Raw genomic sequence first — 20,853 nt, forward strand, 5'->3', positions numbered from 1 at the left:
GGCAGGCTCTGTCAAATCACTCATGACATATTAAGGAATAAAAATGAAAGTATCTATATATCGACATGGACTGCTAGCTACCGCTCTGTTATTCGCTGCAACGGGTTGTACTTGGCATTTGAGCCCTGGTGCTCAGCATGGGTCTGTCAGTCCCGAAGACGTAGTCTTTCCTGATCAAAACTCAGCATGGCAAAAAGCTGGAAAAGTCGTTGAGCAAAAGGATCTTGCTAAGATTAAAGTTGGTTCTACAAAAGAGGAGATTTATCAAGTCATTGGCGCACCGCATTTCCAAGAAGGGTTTAATGCTCGCGAATGGGATTATATCCTCAAGTTTTATGACGACAATAACAATATGGAAACTTGCCTTTATAAAATCATCTTTGATAACGGTTATGAAGGAAAACTTCGTGGTGATAGCTTCCAAGCTACTGAGTTTTATTGGCAACCGGCATCATGTGGTGAGTATGTCAAAAAATGAGCGCTGGTTTAGTAGCGATATTTAACTAAGAGTTATAATTTTAAAGCAAGAAAAAAAGATCGAGATATTAAATATCTCGATCTTTTTAATGAAAAATCCTAATATTAGAACACAAAACAAAATATCTATAAAGTGAATCAACTATAGCTAATCCTGAATAAAAATATTACGCACTATGTCACGTGCTGCTGGCATTCGTTTTCCTTGCGTGCTGTGCCTACGCCGACAGAGGCTGCGAAAAACTAATACCAGCAGCACTGTACCTATTTTAAAGTGTGTTAACTATATATATTCTTTCGAACTGAATATCTTAATTACCTGAGTAGTAAGTCACTCTGTCATTACGTAAGAATCCAGCCAAGCCCAAGTTATATCTCTCAGCCACACGCACCGCCGTACTGGTAGGGGCAGACATACCTACCAACCAGGGTATGCGACCACGAATGGATTTTTGTACCAGCTCGATAGAGAGGCGAGAAGTCATAAGGACACAGTCGATATCCACCTTGTTTCGCAGTTGCCAGCCGATAAGCTTATCAAGCGCATTATGGCGTCCTACGTCTTCAAACAGATACAGTTGTTGACTATGCATCGTTGCAGCAGCATGCACGGCACCTGTCAATTGATGCATATGTTGCATGCTATCCACTTGTTGCCGTATTGATAATAGATGATTAAGACTTGGAGTGTTTGTTCTGACTTTTTGTATATCTTGAGCATAAGTATTTAGGTCGGGTAGTGCTTGTGTCAGTCCAGTGATGCCGCACATACCGCATCCTGTGCGCCCAGCAAGCTGACGTCTTTGTGCTTGGATACGCTGATGACAGCGTTGGTTCAGTATCAGCTCCACCACATAAATATCATAATCTTGTAATTGCTCTAAGCTTTGTTCAAATGCTGCTGAATCAAGACTCTCATTCGTTGAATCTTGCGCAAAGGAGTCTTGCGTAAACTGTTGATAGCTTGTGCTGTCGGTCAGCTGGGTCACTTCCCAATCAAGTAGTTCATGACTGTGCTCGATCAAACCTTCACTAAACAAAAAGCCGACGGCTAAATACTCTAGTTGGTGAGGACTGGCCATCAATACCGCATAGTGAATACCATTGATAATAATAGCTACCGCTGCTTCCACGGCCAAACTGGCTTGCTTACATTCCATATTGATCTGAGTACCACTATGATGACCCTGCTTATCTGATGCGTAATAATGCTTTTGCGCTATATGTTTACGCGCAAGAGGTATCGTAGACGATTTTACAGTCTCTGACACCTTGTCTATCAGGTTATCTGCCAAGCATTGATCGCTATATCTTGCATCATACTCAGTATTATTTTCAGCTATCATCACGGCTCATCGTATCGTATTATCATGGGTATGGTTATGACCATTATCCTTTTAAGTCATCATTATACCAAACCCGAAAAGTGCGATTAACGGTGTCAAACTTGTTAAGCCTACTAGGTGTAGTACTTGCGCAAGTGTTCCGCGTTCCTCTCATTTTTGGAAGTGGTATTATTTAATCGCTCGTTTATGTCGCTTATGCAGGGTCAGTGACTCCTGTATTGCTATTTACTCTTTGCAAAACAACGGTCGTTGATTTGTATGCTGGTATATGGGAGTCTGGCGCATGAGTGTCTAGATCAAATAGGTCATTACATTCAGGATAGTACGCTGCTACGGCATTAGAGGCGATATCCATCTCAGTCAATATCAGTGGACCCAATGTACGAGACTGCTCTGTGCTGTCTGTATGATTTGCGCTATTTGAACTGGCTTGACGCGATACCATAACGCTATCGCCTTTTTGCCAACCTAAGCGGCTCATCTCATCTGGATGCATAAACAGGACATCACGGCGATTGGTTTGACGATAGCGATCTTGATAGCCAAAAATCATGGTATTAAATTGATCATGACTACGGACGCTGGTTAATTGCCAAACTTTTTGACTGTTCTTTTGGGCTATGCCCTGAGCATCAGTACTATTGGTTGCTCTCGTATTGTCTTTAAAGGCTGAGGTTGTCTCTGCCATCTGCGCTGCGACATAAGTAATTGGGTATTGCGGCACTTCAAACTGTGCTTTACCACTGTCGGTATTCCACACCCGATGGCGCGCTGGATGATATAAATGAAAGCCACGCTCAGTAGCACGTATACGCTCGTTGAAGTTCTCAAACCCATCGATCGCTTGGGCGATGTAATCACGAATAACATCGAAGTCCTCGCTCATCGCTTGCCAAGGAATAGATGAATCAGCCCCAAGCACATGGGTCGCAATGTCTGCCACAATCTGCGCTTCCGACTTTAATCTGTCGCTAATAGGCTTAAGACTGCCTTGAGTAGGTACTATCTGACACATAGAATCTTCAATAGTTGCAAACTGCTCGCCTTTAGCAGTGACTATGCGTTCGGTACGACCTAAGCAAGGTAAGATCAAGTTATTTGCACCTGGATACAGCATGGTCTCATTGAGCTTAGTGCCCACAAAGATATTGAGCTGAGTAGTGGTTAAGGCTTGTTGAATAGCACTGGTATCAGGTGCTGCAACCGCATAATTACCACCCATAGCCATAAAGACTTTAAGCTTACCAGCAATTAACGCTTTGGCGCCAGAGACGACATCAAACCCATTTTCTTGCGGCATTGGACGCTCAAAGACACGCTCCAAACTATCAAGCAGGCTTTGGGCAGGACGTTCGTGAATGCCCATAGTACGGTCGCCTTGCACATTAGAGTGCCCACGAACTGGGGAGGCGCCTGCACCATCAATCCCGATCATACCCATCAGTAGTAGTAAATTGGTAATCATCGCCACATTATCATCGCCTTGTACGTGCTGGGTGATGCCCATACCCCAAGTACAAATTGTGGCTGGGCTATCGGCAATTAACTTAGCAATAGTGATAATTTCTGTTTGAGCAATACCAGAGCCTTGCTCGATATCTGCCCATGCTTGCTCTGTCAGCCATTGCTTTAATGGCTCAAAACCTGACGTATGAGTGGCAATAAAGTCGTTATTAATTTTATCGTTTTCAATCAGCCACTTGGCAATACCCGTCAACAGCGCGGTATCACCGCCGATTTGGATTTGAATGACATCATCGACCACATTGTCGCTTTGACCTGCTGCCATATGGGTGGGTTTTTGCGGGTTTCTAAATTTACTCAAACCTTGTTCACGCATGGGGTTTATCGAAATAATGCGGCAGCCTTGCTCGTGAGCATGGGCGAGCATTTCAAGCATGCGCGGGTGATTGGTCGCAGGGTTTTGCCCAAACATTAATATCAGCTTGGCCCGCTCAAAGTCTTCTAATTTCACGGTCGCTTTGCCAATACCTAACTGTCTACCAAGCATTACTGAGGTGGGCTCGTGACACATGTTGGAGCAATCTGGTAAATTATTGGTGCCAAAACAGCGTACAAATAACTGATACATAAAGGCTGGCTCGTTGGTGACACGGCCTGAGGTATAAAATAACGCCTCATCTGGCGAATCAAGCTGCCTTAATTGCTCAGCGATACGCTTATATGCCGCTTCCCAAGAAATCGGTACATAGCGGTCTTGCGTCGCATCATAATAGACTGGCTCTGACAAGCGGCCACTGTGCTCAAGCTCGTAGCCTGACCATCCTTGTAACTCTGTGACGGTATGCCGCGCAAAGAACTGAGCATCTGCCTTTTTTGACATGGTCTCACTGGCGATGACTTTGATGCCGTTTTCGCAGACATCAATGGACTTATGTGACTTATGATCTGGCCAAGCGCAGCCTGGGCAATCGAATCCCCCTTTAGGCTGGTTGCTTTTGAGCACACTTAAACTGCCGCGCAAAAAAGTCTGATAATCCATCAGTTTACGAGTAGAGGATATCAGCGCAGGCCAACCGGCAGCAGGGTGAGAGTAGACAGGGATTTTGCGCATGACAGACCTCATGAATAAATGACGATAGACTAATATGCCAACTATATAAGACCCAGCGCGAAGTTTGTAGATAATTAACCATAGATAACAAAAAAACCTTCAAGAAAAGTGCATTTTCTTGAAGGTTGGTCATGTACTTGTTCATTGAGTGCTGGTTAACTGTGTACCTATTAACTAAGCGCTTATTGACCGATAAAAAGCATGGGCTACCATTGCTTAATCAAAATCAGTAGCGCGCATCTTTCGGTTTCTTACCACTTGGCCAGTCATTTACTTTGCCAGCGAAGTCAGGGCGAGGTTTGTGCGCAAAGAACTCAGCGACGTCTACAGCATCTTGATCGGATAAGATGCCACCATGACCCCATAAACCCTTAGTTTGAACACTCATGGGCATGTTGTACTTAACAAAAGCCGCTGCTTTGTAAGTACGTGCCATACCAGCCCCAATGTTGAAGGATTCATCACCCCAGAGTGGTGGGAAAACAATGTGACCAAGATTGTCTCTCTTGCCTTCACCGTTGTCGCCGTGACAGCTAGCACACTGAGCAAAATAAATCTTCTCACCGCGATCTGTATCTGCCACTAAAGAGGTGTCTACATCACCCGCGTTTTGGATATCGACGCGTTGGCTTTCAGGGATTTTTTGGCTGAGCCATTCCATATATGCAATCATAGCTTTCATTTCTGGCCCTTCACGATCAAGGGGCACACCATTCATAGAACGTCTAAAACAACCATTAATCCGCGCTTCTAAATCAACCATAGACTCTGAGCGCGGCATCACGCGAGGGTAAGTGTTAAAGCTGTTGATGTACGGGTCGCCAAGTGGAATTTTGCCTTGCGAGATGTGGCAGCTGTTACAGTTCATCTCAGCGCCAACGTGCTCTGGCAACAAGCGCTTGGTCTCGTTTAATAGACGCTTGCCATAAAAAATCTCATCCGCATTGGGCTCGTTCAATATTTCTGTATCTTGTGGCAGTACATACTTACCAATGTCTTCGTTTGCATCATCAGCAGTGGTCACTACGAACTCGGGAGCAGCACGCTCAGCTGGCTCTGGATTGCCACAGGCTGTCAGACCAGAGGCGAGGAGAGCTGCCATGCCGAGCGCCAAGGCTGAATGTGCTGGATTTTTAAGTTTATGAGTGAGGTTCGTAAAATTATTCATTACCCGCTCCTTGTGTCTCTGCAGGCACCGTCAGATCCATGGGCAAATCGGTAGCCGTCGTAGGTTTTGCATCTAAGAATGCACGCATCTTGACCACATCTGTGGTATTGATCATGGGTGCTTGGTTGGTCCAGCTGTTACGCACATAGTTCACGACTTCAGCGATATCAGAATCACTTAAATGGCTGAACTCAGGCATCGTAAATGCCATACGGTCATGCGGTGTTTTTGGCATCCGTCCACCACTCAGCGTGATTTGTAATACTGAATCTGCGTTTCTGGCATAGACAGCACTGTTGTCCTCTAATGCTGGGAAAATACGTGGTACACCCTTACCGTCTGCACGGTGACAAACTTGGCAGTACTCTGCATATAAAATAGCACCGCGACTGTCATAATCACCATCGAGGAGCTTTTGCGTGGTCACGTCTTCTTTTGCAGGTAGTGTCACTTCTTTATTCGGTGCAGGGCTAAGGGTCTTTAGATACGCTGACATCGCATACAGGTCATCGTCAGTCATGTATTGGGTGCTGTGCTCAACCACTTCAGCCATCGCGCCAAAGGCTGCAACTTTATCTGTACGTCCAGTTTTGAAGAAATCAACCAACTCTTCTACTTTCCAAGTGCCTAGACCACGATGTTCGCCGCGTAGGCTTTTGGCACGCCAGCCATCGATGACCGCGCCGCTTAAGTATTCATCTGAGCCTGCGTTGGTCAGCGTCACTTCTTGGTAGCCGATACCGCGCTCAGTATGACAGGAGCCGCAATGACCTGGGCCTTCAATCAAGTACTGACCACGAGCCAGTACAGCATCGTCTGTCTCTGCAACAAACTCACGTTCAGGTGCAAACAGGGCTTGCCAGTAGGCCAAAGGCCAGCGCCAGTTGGTCACTGGTGGCAGCTCGCTCTTCAAGTTTGCCTGATTGACGGGCTTCACATCAGTCATGAAGTAGGCGTACATGGCTGCCATGTCTTCATCTGGCATGATTTGGTAAGATGGATACGGCATAGCAGGGTATAGTGCTCTATTACCAGGGGCTACGCCATGTTTGACGGCGTTTTTGAAGTCATCAAAGCTATAGTTGCCGATACCGGTTTCTTTATCTGGGGTAATATTTGTTGAATAAATCGCACCAAGTGGTGTCAGCATCGGCAGACCGCCCGCATAAGCTTCACCGCCCAAAGTGGTATGACAAGCCACACAGTCAGAGGTTCGCGCGACATATTCGCCTTTTTTGATTAAGGCGGGGTCGGTGATGTTGACTTCAATATCGCTGGTAGTAGTACGCATATTGGGCAACAATAACCCAATGATAAAAGCTATTGCCAGCCCGATAGCGGCTGCCATTATAATAATCAGTGGCCACTTTTTCATAAGCCCGCCCTCCATAATAAAATATTTGCCAAACTTGGTATTAGATGATGCTTATCTACAGCTTGGCTAATCAAAGGATACATTCTTACTATATAGTATAGGGTAGAGAGTAACATTAAGGTATTGTGGAAAACCACATTAATTATAAGGTTTTGATGAGATGTGCCAACTTAGCGCTTTAAATAGTAGAAATATCAATAATGCTTAGACGTCTATTCTTACAGGCTTCTATTTTTGCGCTCGTGATTGTGATGCTTAGTGGTGCATCAGTCTCGCAGGCGCAAACCTACTATTTAGGTGTGCTGGCTCCTCAAGGGGAGCGTGCTGCTCAAGAGCGCTGGCAGCCTTGGTTGAGTGAGTTAAATACTAAACTGTCTAATGACACTTTGGTATTGGTGCCGTTGGGACTCGAAAACTGGCAACAGCAAATTGAAGCGCAGCAGTTTGCGCTAGTACTAGGGCCACAAGTACAGTTTATTAGGATGGATACCATCGGTTGGCGCTGGCTTGCGACCTTGCAGACGGATGCAGCCACATCTCCACTGAGCACCTCTATAGATCCTGGCTCCAAAGCTTTTAGAACTGAAAAAACGCAACAGCCGCTTTCTGCTACCGTTGTATTGGCAAATGAGTTGAACAAACTTAATGCGCTCAAGCAGTCGCATGAGCCAAGTGCGATTGAACAGGTCGCAAGTGCGCTATGGGTCAAGGCCGATAGCACTATTTATCATCTACAGGATTTAGAACAGCGTAAAGTCGTGGCTGTGGATGCTGATGCATTTGGTGGCTACTTACTCATCGCGCATTTATTGCAAAATAACGGCGTGCCGCCCAGTCGTTATCAAACGCAGTTTGTCGGTTATCCCATCGAGCGCACTTTGAGCACGCTGGCGAGCGGAGCAGTGGATGCCGCTATAGCGCCGCTTTGTTTGATGGAGGAGATGGCACAGCAAGGCAAAATTGATAAAAGTAAATATCGTCTTATCCATAAAGTAGAGACGACTTCAAACTGCCAGTCATCAACCAAGATTTATCCAAATTGGACGCTCGCAGCGACAGAGCAAGCACCTGCGGCACTGGTGCGTGAGATCAATCAGCATTTATTCGTCTCACAAATACAGCAAAATGAATCGGGACAATCAGTAGTTAGTCAGGTTAAAGAATCAAGTGAATCAAGCGACCCGACGGTTGGACTGCGCTGGTTACCGCCTGAATCGAGTAGTGATGCCGAGCGCATTTTGTACGAAATGAATCGTCATCCTGCACAAAAAACCTTAACCACTCATATGGTCGATTGGATATATGCGCATCGACTGTGGGTGGGTGTACTGGCTTTTATTATTGTCATATCGACCATCAACTATGGCTGGATGAGCTGGCTGGCATGGCGTCGGCGGCAGCAAATAATGATGCAAAACCGTCTGATTCGTGACTATGATAATAGACTGCGACAATCGGAGCACTTTGCGGTGATTGGTGAAATGAGTGGCTCAATAGCGCATGAAATTAATCAGCCGCTGTCGACGATACAGAACTATGCGCAAGGATTATTGATTCGCAGTCAAAAAGCACGAGCTGACATAGAAGATGTAAAGAAGAATGCGGTAGAACAACAAACCACGGAGACTGCGCTACAGCAAATAGTCAGTGAGACCGAACGCGTCGCAGCGGTGATCAGTAATATTCGGCGCTGGGCGGGCAGGTCGCAACCTGATGAAGTCAGTGTCGATATAGCAGCCACTTATCAGCAGTGCGTGCTACTACTCGGCGACAAGGCAAACGCGCTTAGCTTTTGGTATGCTAGTGACTATCAGCAGCTACGACTGCCAAACTTGGTGCTCGATCAGTTATTGATTAATACTATGTTAAATAGCCAACAGCAAGGCGCTGCCCATATTATGCTGCGCTGTCAGATGACAGAAAACAAGACAGGTCGTTGGCTGGTGTTGCATCTCACGGATGACGCGGGCGGCTTTGATGAAGAGCGGTTGGCAGTGAATCAAACGCAGAGTCAGTATGATATCCGCTCGACGAAAGAAGAGGGGCTTGGCTTGGGGCTGATGATCTGTCAGCGGCTCTGTAAATCACTCGGCGGTATCATGCAGCTTAGCAATGTCTATGTGCAGACCGAACTTAATGATATAAAAGCTTTAGATGCGTATTATCAGCAGCGTCACAAGCGTAGCATCAATGGTAAAGTTCAGCTTATGCGTACAGAGGCTTCTTATCCACTAGCAAACGCTATTGGTGCGCAAGTGTCTTTTTATCTGCCGGTACACGTAGCGGATACAGACCCTATTAAGACCTCACAAATATAGCCAACAAGATAGTGGGTAGTGTATGACTTCTAAGCAAATGCCAAGCGATCAGATAAGCACTCTAGTAGATACTGATAACTTATCGAATGGTCTGTCCGACGTTAGGCCTGAATCGTTAGTGATCCATATCATTGATGATGAGGAAAGCGTCCGCACCTCGTGTGATTTTTTGATCAGCAGTTTGGGATTACCAACTGAGGCGTGGGCAAGTGCAGTAGAGTTCTTGCAGCAAGTAGATATTCATAGGCCAGCGGTGGTGGTCAGCGATTTGATGATGCCAGCGATGAGCGGTCAGGAGCTGCAGGCTCATCTCAATGACAATGACAGCCCGATGGCACTGATTGCATTAACGGGCAATGGTGAAATCCCTGATGCGGTAAATATGCTCAAACAAGGCGCAGCAGACTATCTAGAAAAGCCCATTAACAGCCGCCGCTTACAAGAGGCGATTACAAACGCTCAAGCGCTCACCATCAAACGCGCAAAACTCTATGAGATTCGCAAACTTTATTCAGAGCTGACGGACAAAGAAAAGCAGGTAGCAGATGAGCTTATGCAAGGCAATATTAATAAAGTCATTGCCGACCACTTAGACGTATCAGTACGGACAGTGGAGGTGCATCGCTCGCAAGTGATGAAAAAAATGCAAGCGCAGCATGTCAGTGAGTTGATTCAGAAGCTGGTGTTGCTTGCGGAGTAGAGTTGATAAATAAGTAGTAATGTTTGTAGCATGTGCCAAGCCGCACCAATGTTATAAAATATACTTTTTATCGGTGCAGTTCAGCATACTCTACGTCACTTTATAAGTTTAGGTTACCACTTCTTAAAACCGCAGCCCGCCATTAATACTTAAGACTTGGCCTGTTATAAAGGAAGCGTCATCGCTTGCCAAAAATAATACACCGTTTGCTATCTCTTGCGGTTCCGCTAAGCGCCCAAGCATGGTTTTCTCACGAATCGGATTTAAAACCTTATCAGGTATGGTTTTCATTAAGTCCGTATTGGCAAAACCTGGAGCAACCACATTGACCCGTACCGCTGCGCCTTTTCTCGAAAACTCTTTTGCCCACGTCTTTGCCATGGCAATGACGCCCGCTTTTGTCGCCGCATAGTTGGTTTGACCAATATTGCCATCTTCGCCGACTATTGAGCTGATATTCACAATAGAGCCTGACCCTTGCGCCATCATCATAGGGCCTATCAGCTGAGTCACGTTGAAAGTGCCTTTTAAATTGACATCAATCACCCTATCCCACATTTCTTCAGTCATTTTATGCAGCAGTGCGTCTTTAGTGACTCCAGCGTTATTGACCAAGATATCGATACGCCCAAAGGTCTCTGCAATCTCATCGACCACTGTTTTTAGACGCTCTCTATCGGTCACATCGGCTGATTTGAAGTGCAGGTTTTCTTGCTGCCACTTTGCATCACCTATATCCAAATTTATAACCGTCGCCCCTTCTCTCAAAAAGGTTTGCGCGGTTTGCTTACCAATACCTTGGCTGGCACCTGTGATAACCGCAATTTTATTTTTTAGTCTCATTTATTACTCCTTTTTGAGTGTTTTTAGATTATAGACTGGTCTCAACCAGCCAAGTCCACAGCTTACGATAGTCTATACTAAGTTGCAGGCGAGGGGATAGATGAAAGTATATGCCCATCACTCAATGACAAAGGTTTATAAACAGCGGTTACTCTATCAGTATGCCAAAATCCATTGCTTCCTGACGCAGTGCCTCTCGAAACTTTGGATGCGCGATAGAAATGAGACGCTCTATGCGCTCTTTTATATTGGTGCCTTGCAAGCGGACGATGCCATATTCAGTCGCTATCATATCGATACTATTACGCGATAAGGTGACAATTGCGCCGCGTTTGAGAGTGGTGACGATTTTTGAGACTTCCACACGTTCGCCTTGCTCATTTTTGACCATAGCCGTTGAATACAGAGCGATGATACTTCTGCCGTTTTTTGCCATCTGCGCACCCAAAGCCGTATCGGTTTGACCACCTGAGCCGCTAAATTGCACATGACCAATAGACTCAGAGCAAACTTGCCCAGTCAAATCCACTTCTATGGCGGTATTGATCGAGACCATGTTGTCATTTTGGCTAATGACATAAGGATCGGTGACGTAAGAGCCTTTGAGCACCATCACTGAGGGGTTGTTGTCCAAGTATTCATAAAGCCTCTGATTGCCAAGCGCAAATGAAAACACCACCTTGCCAGGATGCAGCGACTTTTTCTTGCCGTTGATAACGCCTTGCTCGATTAAATCTAGCATGCCCGAGGTCATCATTTCTGTATGCACACCCAGATTCTTTTTATCTTGTAAGCAGGCGGCAACCGCATTTGGAATACCGCCAATACCAAGCTGAATGGTGTCACCATCTTGAATCTGCTCGGCGATAAGTGCGCCGATTTTTAGGTCTTTCTCATTGGGCTCAATATCAGGCAGCACAGGCGCATCGTAATCCGCTTCAATCAAATAATCAATGTCATCGATATGCACCTCGACATCACCAAAGGTTCTGGGATAATTGTGGTTAATCTCCAAAATGACCAGCTTGGCTTTTTCAATCATTTGCTTTTCGTAAGTATTAGACAAGGACAAGGATACAAAGCCGTGCTTGTCTGGCGGCGTTGCAGCACCGACATAAATATCAGGGTTGATATGTTTAAGTCTATCGCTGCCTGCTAAATGCAAATTGTTCGGTACAAATTCAGCATTGCCATGCCTATGCGCTTTGCGCATGGGCGGTGAGAAGAAGAGACTATCAATATTGAATGATTTTTTGTACTGCTTATCCAAGAAAGCATTTTGATAGAGCGATAAGCAATTGGTAACGGTCACATTTTCGACGTCATTGGCTATGGTATGTAGGTTTTCCATGAACAGCTTAGCTTCAGCTGCCGCTAAACCCGTGACGATATGTTGATCGTTTTTTACCAGCTTTAGCGCCTCAGTGACGCTGATGGTTTTATTATTAATGGCAGTTTCATTGCTGATGATTTGATCGATACTCATGTGTGTTCCTAATCGTAAATCGGGTTAATATAGTCGGAGTACTTTTAAACCGCTACGGTGTTACCCGCCCTAGATGTACTCAGTGTACTATCTGCGGTCGGTCGCCTTGTAGCGATTTTAAAATTCCTTGACTATAATAGCGGCGTAACCCAACACGTTTTTTGAAAAACTAAAAAGCCCATTCTTAAATGCAGGAATGGGCTTTAATTTAAAAAGTAAATAGCTAACCTAACTCAAAATTAAACTGTCATCTTCAACCTTCTCACCGCGTGTTTGCTCAAACATATCGAGCAGGTCGTGTACGGTCATGCCTTTACGATCATCACCTGCCACATCAAGCACCACCTGTCCTTGATGCAGCATCACGGTACGCGTGCCATGTGCCAGTGCTTGTTGCATGGAGTGAGTAACCATCATGGTCGTCAGCTGATTGTCAGTGACGATCTTATCGGTCAGCTCTAAAACGAAAGCAGCGGTTTTTGGATCCAGCGCGGCAGTATGCTCATCAAGCAGCAAAATCTTAGAGGGTTGCAATGACGCCATCAACAAACTCACTGCTTGGCGTTGCCCACCAGACAATAGACCCATGCGGTCGGATAAACGATGTTCCAAACCCAGCTTAAGGACTGACAGCCTCTCTCTAAACAGCTCACGGTTGTTTGAATTGAGTGCAAATTTCAAGCTGCGCTTGCCACCGCGCTTATACGCAAGCGCCATGTTTTCTTCAATGGTTAGTGCCTCGCAAGTACCAGCCATCGGATCTTGGAACACACGTGCGACCCAATGGGCACGTTGGTGAGCGGTTTTTTTGGTTACATCGATGCCATTGAGTAATATTGAGCCACTATCGACACGGGTCGTACCGCTTACCGCATTCAAAAACGTCGATTTACCCGCGCCATTAGTGCCAATGACGGTGACAAACTCACCGTCAGCAATGTTTAAATCAATACCACGCAGTGCAGGGTTTTCGATGGGCGTACCTGGGTTAAAGGTCAGGCGCAAATCATTGGCTTGCATCATAATCGTTATTCCTTATTGTCTCTTCAAGCGTCGCAAGTTTTTATCACTGTTTTTGTGGCTCGATATTATGCACGAACTTTACGAGTTGACTTCCTCCCCTCCTTAAACGGAGGGGATTCCTACCGCTAGACGCTCAAGCCCGAGCGCGAGAATGTTTTTTGCCGCATTGATATCGCGGTCATGAGTGACACCGCACTCACACCACCATTCTCTTATTCCAAGCTCTGTCCTACCTTTCGGACTGTTTTGGCGTGAGCCGCAACACGAACAGGTTTGGGTGGTGTAGCTTTCATTCACCTCAATATAATGGCAACCTGCATGCTTGCATTTGTAGGTCAGTTGTCGTTTTATTTCAAACCAACCTGCGTCATAGACAGACTTGGCAAGGTTGCCCCGAGTGAATGAGTGTGATTGAAGTTTGCCAACGACAATCACGTTGTTATCTTTGCTTAGTTTCGATGTGAGTTTATGGATCAGGTCTTGGCGGGTGTTTTTGATTTTGGCATGAACAGCCTTAACCCGCTTTTTATTATTTGCTCTTTGGGCAATAGCGAGCTTTTTAGCCCATTTTTGCGTTTGCTTGATGGTGAGTTTATCGCCTTGGCTGCTAATGGCTGATTCTTTACAGCCCAAATCAATGCCGACTTTACCACTACCACACTTGTTGTTTGGAAATTCCTTAACGGTGACACAGGCATACCAAAGACCACGACTGTCCTGTACCAGCTCACAGGTATTAATACTATAGAGGGCAAGGTTATAGCTGTCCCATACATCAATCGTCAGTTTTTGACCTTTAGCAAGACTAAATTGAATGGTGGATTTAAGACTTTTCTTACCCACTTTTTTAACACCGAGATATTTAATAGCGGTCTTTTTAAAGGGTATCCAGCCCAAACTCTTGCGCTTGGCTTTAGGGTTGTTGGTGCGCCAGTTGAGCTTGGCTTTGTTGAACTGTTTGCGACTTTTGGCATGGGTTTCGGTGATGGCTTGCAAAGTTTGACTGTGCAGGTTTAGAAGCTCGCCACTGCCTTTCACATAAGCTGCGATGTCGTAAGCTGAAAAGAAATGTCCTGTACGTTGAAGGTGTTTAAAGCTCAAGTCATTCACATAGTTCCACACAAAATTGACCGATCCCGCCAATGTATTTAATTGGGTAGCATGTTTGTCTTTGATGCGTAGCTTGAGTGTTTTCATGGTATGATTATGATCTCAGCGCGGTTGGTTGACAAGGGGTATTCAGGATTAAACAACAAAGGCTGACGCCTTACATCCACGCCCTAGAAGGACGTGGATTTACGGCGCTTTTTTGATAAAAACTTGGTCTTGGCCTTTGGCAATACCAATGCGACTACCACAAGTAGCGCTGTAATCAAGTTCAGATCCTGTGGACCAAAGCCAATACTACGCAGCGTATCACTTGATAGCGCAACCTGAATAAATAACTTATAAAGTACTGCGCCAAGTATAACGGCAAAAGTAATCAGCCAAATACGCTTGGCGGGAATGATGGTTTCACCAATGATGACTGCTGCCAAACCAATGACAATGGTACCGATACCGATAGAGATATCTGCCCCACCTTGAGTCTGTACAAACAGCGCCCCTGCTAAAGCAATCAGACCGTTAGAGATTGCCATACCAATGACCGTCATCCATGAGGTGTTGATGCCTTGTGCCTGAGCCATGCGCAGGTTAGAACCAGTGGCGCGCATAGATAGACCAGATTCAGTACTATAAAACCAATCTAAGAATAACTTCGCCAGTATCACCACCACACCAATGATGAGACAACGCATCCAAAAGCCGTTACCGTCATTAACCAAGGTACTAAACACAGTGGTCTCACCCAACAAAGGTAAGTTTGGCGCCCCCATGATGCGTAGGTTGACAGAGTAAAGCGCTACCATGACCAAAATACTGGCCAGTAGCTGTAAGATACCAAGCTTGACATGTAGCCATGCGGTGACGATACCTGCCACCGAACCTGCCAACATGCCAAAGAGACAAGCAAGCCAAGGATTGATACCCGCTATAATGGATATGCCAGCGACCGCGCCACCTAACGGAAAGCTACCGTCGGCTGTCAAGTCAGGAAAATCGAGCGTACGAAATGAGATGAGGACGCCTAGAGCCACAAGGCCATAAATCAGACCACTTTCAAGCGCACCAAAAAAAGCAATTAAAGACATAAGAGATCAGTAAGTCATAACCAAGCGTTTAATAAATATTAGGGCAGATGGGTGAGTGGCATAGACCAGTATCATCTACCTATTAAACGACTGAGCGGTGAATTTAACAGATTAAAAAATCTGCAGTTAGGGTAAACCAAAACATATCACAGTAATAAGTCATCATAAGCTTTTGTATTTTAAAGCTTTTAAAAACAAGCCCAGCCTATCTGATTAGTAGCTGGGTCTTGTCTATGCTGCGTCCGTGCTGCATAAACAGCAATATAAAGCTAGGTAAACGCCACTTTAAGGTTTATTACGGCAAAACATCTTCTACTTTGAAGGTTTCATTAATAGCATATCTATGACCGATACGCTATCAATACCCCCAGTATAACCAGTCGTTATTCTACCACTTCTTTTGCTCTATCGATAACTGCTTGTGGCAAGGTAATGCCTTCTGCCTCAGCATTTTTTGGACTGACATACAAATCAAGATTCTGCGGTGTATAAACAGGTATCTCACCTGCATTTTCACCATTCAGGATACGTACGACGATTTTCCCTGTTTCGCGACCAAGCACGTAATAGTCGACCCCTAATGCGGCAACAGCACCGCGGGCAACTGAGCTGGTGTCAGAGGCAATGAGGGGAATCTTACTTTCTTTAGCGATTTGGAACAGTGACTCATAGGCTGATACGACGTTGTTATCCGTTGAGGTATAGATCATATCGACCTTACCTTCTAGACTACGTGCTGCCATAGCGATGTCATTACTACGCTGAGCTGGTGCCTCATGTACATCGATACCGAGTGGCGCTAGGTTTTCTTTCAATGCTTTTAAGACGATGGTTGAGTTTACTTCACCTGGGCTATAAACATAACCAACGTTTTTTAGATCTGGAATAATCTGGCGCATAAGCTCGATTTGTGGCTCATACGGTAGGGCATCGGATGCACCTGTAACGTTAGTGCCAGAGCCATCAAGCTTAGGTACCAATTTGGCTGCTACCGGATCGGTAACTGCTGAAAACACCAATGGAATGCTACTGGTTGCGGCGGCAACAGACTGAGCTGAAGGTGTGGCGATAGCGACGATTACATCTGGAGAGTCCGCCACAAACTGCTTGGCAATCTGTCCTGCTGTAGCGGTGTTACCCTGTGCACTTTGGAAGTTAATCGTTAAGTTTTCACCGTCTGTAAAACCTGCTTCATTTAGCTCATCGATGACACCTTTGCGCACATCATCAAGTGCTGGATGTTCAACAATGGCAGTAATAGCAACGGTCTTCACATCAGTAGCTGTGTCACCAGATGCAGCATCAGTGGTCTCTTGTACTGATTGGTTGCAACCAGTCAAGATAGCGGTACAAACGCCGCCCCATAACAGAGCCTTGGCAAAACGATTTTGGTACAACATGAGTCTTACTCCTAAAGGTAGATAGTGTTTCCATACAAAAATTAAAAGTTTTTTAAATCACTGCTGATTATTTGCTGGCAGTTTGGGTATCAGTATCAACATTAATGGCATTATTAAGTAGCTCTGTGGTCAAGGTCGTGCCTTGTTCAGCCGCGTGCTTAGGGCTTGCATATAAAGTTAATGTATTCATGATTTGTGGTGAGATATCTGAGACGGCTTCACCATTTAGCACTCGATAGACCATTTTGCCAGTGGTGCGTCCAAAGTCATAATCGTTGACACCAAGGGCCGCAGTCGCGCCGCGTCGCACACTAAACTCGTCTGAAGCAATCACAGGGATGTCTAGCTCATTTGCAGCGCCTGCCATCGCTTCAAAGGCAGATACTACGTTATTATCTAGTGACGTGTAAATAACATCTACGCGACCAGCAAGGCTACGTGTTGCCATGGCAACGTCAGTGGGGCGGTTGGCTGTCACGTCTAATATCTGAAGACCACGCGCTGGTGCGGCTTTTTTAAGCTGATTGAGCACCACCACGGAGTTGACCTCACCTGGGCTATAGACATAGCCAATGGTTTTTGCATTGGGTACAATTTTGAGAATGTTGTCTAACTGCGGCTCGATAGGTAACTCGCTGGATAACCCAGTCACGTTAGATTGAATAGGAACGTCGTTTTCATCAATGAGTTTGGCCGCGACAGGGTCAGAGATGGCGGTATAAATAACGGGTACAGTCGTGGTCGACGCAACAACGGATTGTGCTGATGGGGTAGAGATGGCAACGATGGCATCAGGCATGTCGCCTGCAAACTGCTTGGCAATTTGACCGGCTGTACCGGTATTCCCTTGTGCACTCTGAAAGTTGACGGTCAGGTTTTGACCCTCTATGTAGCCATTGTCCGCTAGTTCATCGATGATACCACGGCGCATGGCATCCAATGAGGGGTGCTCAACGATTTGAGTAATGGCCAAAGTTTTGGCAGGTTTGTCAGTGGCTGTAGTCTCATCAGTCGTTGCAGCAGTGTCTGTAGAGTTTGAGCAGCCGATCAATCCAAGTGTGGCGCTGAGGGCAGCACCATATAGGCTAAGGCGTAGAGTAGAAGCAATATTCATTATTAGTTTAACTCATTAGTGATACCAATCTTAAAATCAGGTTGACGTTGCCAGACGAGCGCAGTCTACTTGATGCATTACTTATACTGGTCTAATTGACAAGGTTTGATTTTAAAAACGGTATTAGAAAGTGCAGGTTAGCCGAGTCAATGCTATGTTGATGCCAAGATAGCAGGCTAACAATAAAGTAATCGTTCCGTCGATCATTATGATCATATTATGACAGTAATGTAACTTATCGCAATAAAAAATTAAAGCGTATTCGTCACGGATGCTATTAATGCCGGTATTAGCTGTTTTATTGAGCTAAATTTGGTAGCTTAGGGCAATAAAAAAGATGCCACGAGAGCATCTTTTTTATTATTCATTCATTTAGATAGCAGTCAGTTAGAGATTAATCAAAAACACGCCAGAGACTACGGAATAGCCAGCCGATCAAATAAAAAGGAATTTCTAATATATCTATAAAATATAACCAGTCCCATATACTCGAAGGCTCTGAATGACGGTTACGCCGTGAGCGTTTTATTTCCGCAGTATACATAAATAGTAAAGCGCTAATAATACCACTGCCAAGCGCAATCCATATGGCGGTGGTATCATCAGTAAAGTACCAGTAGCCAACTAGACCGAGCGCTAAATATATCAGGATATCGGCCAGTAATCTCAGCAGTACCATAAGACGCTCTAATAGTGTTTTTGGATTTAAGGTACGAATTAAAGCACTTAAGCGAGCTTATCACCAACCACACAAGCATCAGGCAAAGTGACTACCGTCAGGCCAGTCTTTGGATCACCAGTCGACAATACCATGCCTTCTGAGACACCGAATTTCATCTTACGCGGGGCAAGATTGGTCACGCAAATCACTTTTTTATCAACCAATTGCTCAGGCTCATAAAACTTACGAATTCCGCTAAATACATTGCGCGGCTTGTCTTCGCCTACATCTAGAGTAAGTTGCAGTAGCTTGTCCGCGCCTTCGACATGGCTGCACTCTAAGACATGCGCCACTTTCATCTCAACTTTGGCAAAATCCTCGATACCGATATGGTCAGCTTGATCAGCATCTGTTGTCACTGGTGGCGTGCTTTTGGCTGCTGTTTTGCTGTCGTTGTTAGCGACTGAGTCATTAGCAACGGAAGCATCTGCTTGGGCTAATGACGCTTTTGAAGCCTCAATCATCGCTGTCACGTCTTTTTCTTCGATACGCTGCATCAAAGGTTTGAACTTATTGATTTTATGTCCAAGCAACCACTCGTTATGACTGGCAAAACTTAAATCGTCGATGTTTAAGAATCCTTTGGCATTGGCAGTCAGCTCAGGTAGTACTGGCGCAAGATAAACCATCAGTTGACGGAAGATATTAATCGCCACCGAGCACACGTCTTGCACTTCTTGCTCAGTGCCTTCTTGCTTGGCAAGCGACCAGGGTTTTTTCTCGTCAATATACTCGTTGGCCTTATCTGCACACTGCATGATTAAGCGCATCGCACGGGAGAATTCGCGATTCTCATAAGCAGCGGCGATCTCATCACCCGTTTTGGTAATGTCTTCTAATAACTCTGACTCTACGCAAACCTCTGACAGCATGCCGTCGTATTTTTTGACAATAAAGCCGGCACTGCGACTGGCAATGTTGACTACCTTACCAACCAAGTCAGAGTTGACCTTTTGCATGAAGTCTTCTAGATCTAGGTTGATATCTTCGACTTTATCAGTGAGCTTGCTGGCAAAGTAATAGCGTAAGTATTCAGGATGCAAATGCTCGGCGTAAGTTTCGGCCTTGATAAAAGTGCCGCGTGATTTACTCATCTTTTCGCCATTAACCATCAAAAAGCCATGAGCGAAGACACCAGTTGGCGTACGGAACTCACTCCCTGCAAGCATGGCTGGCCAAAACAACGCATGGAAGTAAACGATGTCTTTACCAATAAAGTGATAGACCTCGGTTTTATTTTCGTTTTCTTGCATCCAATAACGATCAAAGTCCAATTCGTTTTCGCTGCCCATGCGTTTGTCGCATAAGTTTTTGAAGCTCGCCATATAGCCGACAGGTGCATCTAGCCACACATAAAAATATTTGTCTGGCTCATCGCTTGGGGTATCTGGAATCTGAAAGCCAAAGTAGGGCGCATCACGCGAGATATCCCAGCTGGCAAGACCTGCATCAAACCACTCTTGTAGTTTATTGACCACCGATGTTTGCAGACGATTTTCACTACGCGTCCACTGTTTTAAAAACTGCTCAAATTCGGGCAGATTAAAGAAATAATGCTTAGAAGTTTTTAGAACAGGCGTGGCATTAGATAGTGTTGAATGCGGGTCTTTGAGATCTGTCGCATCATAAGTGGTACCGCATACTTCACAGTTATCACCGTATTGATCTGGCGAATTACATTCAGGACAGGTGCCTTTGACAAATCGATCTGCCAAAAACAGCTGTTTCTCAGGATCAAACAGTTGCTTCACATCATGAGTCGAGATATGCCCAGCACTATTAAGCCTACGATAGATCAGCTCGGAGAAGTGCTTGTTTTCTTCTGAATGGGTGGTGTGATAATTATCAAACTCAATCAAAAATTTGGCAAAATCGGCTTCATGTGCTGCTTTGACCGATGAAATTTGCTCTTCAGGGGTGATGCCATTTTCTTCGGCCTTGAGCATGATGGCTGTACCGTGTGCATCATCCGCGCAGACATAGGTGACTTGATGGCCTTGTGCTTTCATCGCACGCGCCCAAATATCGGTTTGAATATATTCTACAAGATGCCCCAAATGAATATCGCCATTGGCATATGGCAGCGCACTGGTTACTAGAATCTCACGCACAAAA

At 45.4% G+C, this 20,853-nt stretch carries 16 protein-coding genes; 3 read left to right on the forward strand and 13 right to left on the reverse strand.

The features are described from left to right. Positions 1 to 43 precede the first annotated feature (43 nt). Entirely contained in the window at positions 44 to 478 is a 435-nt protein-coding gene (locus JMX03_RS05165) for an outer membrane protein assembly factor BamE (protein ID WP_201594979.1), read from the forward strand. 310 nt (positions 479 to 788) lie between these two features. Here JMX03_RS05165 and JMX03_RS05170 read toward each other — a convergent pair whose 3' ends face one another. The 4 genes from JMX03_RS05170 to JMX03_RS05185 all read right to left on the reverse strand — a co-directional run bounded on the left by JMX03_RS05170 (position 789) and on the right by JMX03_RS05185 (position 6,941). Next, positions 789 to 1,823 (reverse strand): formate dehydrogenase accessory sulfurtransferase FdhD, encoded by a 1,035-nt coding sequence (locus tag JMX03_RS05170; protein WP_201594981.1) that lies wholly within the window; start codon positions 1,821 to 1,823, stop codon positions 789 to 791. A 193-nt stretch (positions 1,824 to 2,016) separates the two neighbouring features. Continuing rightward, on the reverse strand, positions 2,017 to 4,398 hold the full coding sequence (locus JMX03_RS05175; protein ID WP_201594983.1) for an FdhF/YdeP family oxidoreductase: 2,382 nt from the start codon (positions 4,396 to 4,398) through the stop codon (positions 2,017 to 2,019). Positions 4,399 to 4,624: 226 nt separating this feature from the next. Next, positions 4,625 to 5,566, reverse strand: a complete 942-nt coding sequence (locus JMX03_RS05180) for a c-type cytochrome (protein ID WP_201594985.1) — start codon at positions 5,564 to 5,566, stop codon at positions 4,625 to 4,627. After that, the gene (locus JMX03_RS05185) at positions 5,559 to 6,941 is read right to left on the reverse strand and encodes a cytochrome c (protein WP_227695338.1); all 1,383 of its coding nucleotides are present in this window, start codon (positions 6,939 to 6,941) and stop codon (positions 5,559 to 5,561) included. The genes JMX03_RS05180 and JMX03_RS05185 overlap by 8 nt, the downstream gene beginning before the upstream one ends. A gap of 200 nt (positions 6,942 to 7,141) precedes the next feature. Between JMX03_RS05185 and JMX03_RS05190 the strand changes: the two genes are divergently transcribed. Both JMX03_RS05190 and JMX03_RS05195 read left to right on the forward strand, forming a co-directional pair. Next, positions 7,142 to 9,259 (forward strand): sensor histidine kinase, encoded by a 2,118-nt coding sequence (locus JMX03_RS05190; protein WP_201594989.1) that lies wholly within the window; start codon positions 7,142 to 7,144, stop codon positions 9,257 to 9,259. Between the two features lie 22 nt (positions 9,260 to 9,281). Then, the gene (locus JMX03_RS05195; protein ID WP_201594991.1) at positions 9,282 to 9,959 is read left to right on the forward strand and encodes a response regulator transcription factor; all 678 of its coding nucleotides are present in this window, start codon (positions 9,282 to 9,284) and stop codon (positions 9,957 to 9,959) included. 123 nt (positions 9,960 to 10,082) lie between these two features. Here JMX03_RS05195 and fabG read toward each other — a convergent pair whose 3' ends face one another. From fabG to metG, 9 genes are all read right to left on the reverse strand, one after another. Then, entirely contained in the window at positions 10,083 to 10,802 is a 720-nt protein-coding gene (fabG, locus tag JMX03_RS05200; RefSeq protein ID WP_201594993.1) for a 3-oxoacyl-ACP reductase FabG, read from the reverse strand. 148 nt (positions 10,803 to 10,950) lie between these two features. Further along, on the reverse strand, positions 10,951 to 12,288 hold the full coding sequence (locus JMX03_RS05205; protein ID WP_201594995.1) for an acetyl-CoA hydrolase/transferase family protein: 1,338 nt from the start codon (positions 12,286 to 12,288) through the stop codon (positions 10,951 to 10,953). A 228-nt stretch (positions 12,289 to 12,516) separates the two neighbouring features. Continuing rightward, a complete protein-coding gene (locus JMX03_RS05210) occupies positions 12,517 to 13,311 on the reverse strand; it encodes an ABC transporter ATP-binding protein (RefSeq protein ID WP_201575119.1) in 795 nt (264 codons plus the stop codon). Between the two features lie 102 nt (positions 13,312 to 13,413). Beyond that, a complete protein-coding gene (locus JMX03_RS05215) occupies positions 13,414 to 14,508 on the reverse strand; it encodes an RNA-guided endonuclease InsQ/TnpB family protein (protein ID WP_201594997.1) in 1,095 nt (364 codons plus the stop codon). Between the two features lie 83 nt (positions 14,509 to 14,591). Beyond that, positions 14,592 to 15,503: an ABC transporter permease gene (locus JMX03_RS05220; RefSeq protein WP_201575117.1), complete on the reverse strand. Its 912-nt coding sequence runs from the start codon at positions 15,501 to 15,503 to the stop codon at positions 14,592 to 14,594. 383 nt (positions 15,504 to 15,886) lie between these two features. Continuing rightward, positions 15,887 to 16,903, reverse strand: a complete 1,017-nt coding sequence (locus JMX03_RS05225) for an ABC transporter substrate-binding protein (RefSeq protein ID WP_201594999.1) — start codon at positions 16,901 to 16,903, stop codon at positions 15,887 to 15,889. Between the two features lie 67 nt (positions 16,904 to 16,970). Further along, positions 16,971 to 18,017: an ABC transporter substrate-binding protein gene (locus JMX03_RS05230; protein WP_201595001.1), complete on the reverse strand. Its 1,047-nt coding sequence runs from the start codon at positions 18,015 to 18,017 to the stop codon at positions 16,971 to 16,973. 394 nt (positions 18,018 to 18,411) lie between these two features. Next, entirely contained in the window at positions 18,412 to 18,696 is a 285-nt protein-coding gene (locus tag JMX03_RS05235; RefSeq protein WP_201595003.1) for a hypothetical protein, read from the reverse strand. A 47-nt stretch (positions 18,697 to 18,743) separates the two neighbouring features. Beyond that, positions 18,744 to 20,849 (reverse strand): methionine--tRNA ligase, encoded by a 2,106-nt coding sequence (metG, locus tag JMX03_RS05240; protein WP_201595005.1) that lies wholly within the window; start codon positions 20,847 to 20,849, stop codon positions 18,744 to 18,746. Positions 20,850 to 20,853: the final 4 nt, after the last annotated feature.

It is taken from the genome of Psychrobacter fulvigenes, from assembly GCF_904846155.1.
Taxonomy (GTDB): Bacteria; Pseudomonadota; Gammaproteobacteria; order Pseudomonadales; family Moraxellaceae; genus Psychrobacter; species Psychrobacter fulvigenes.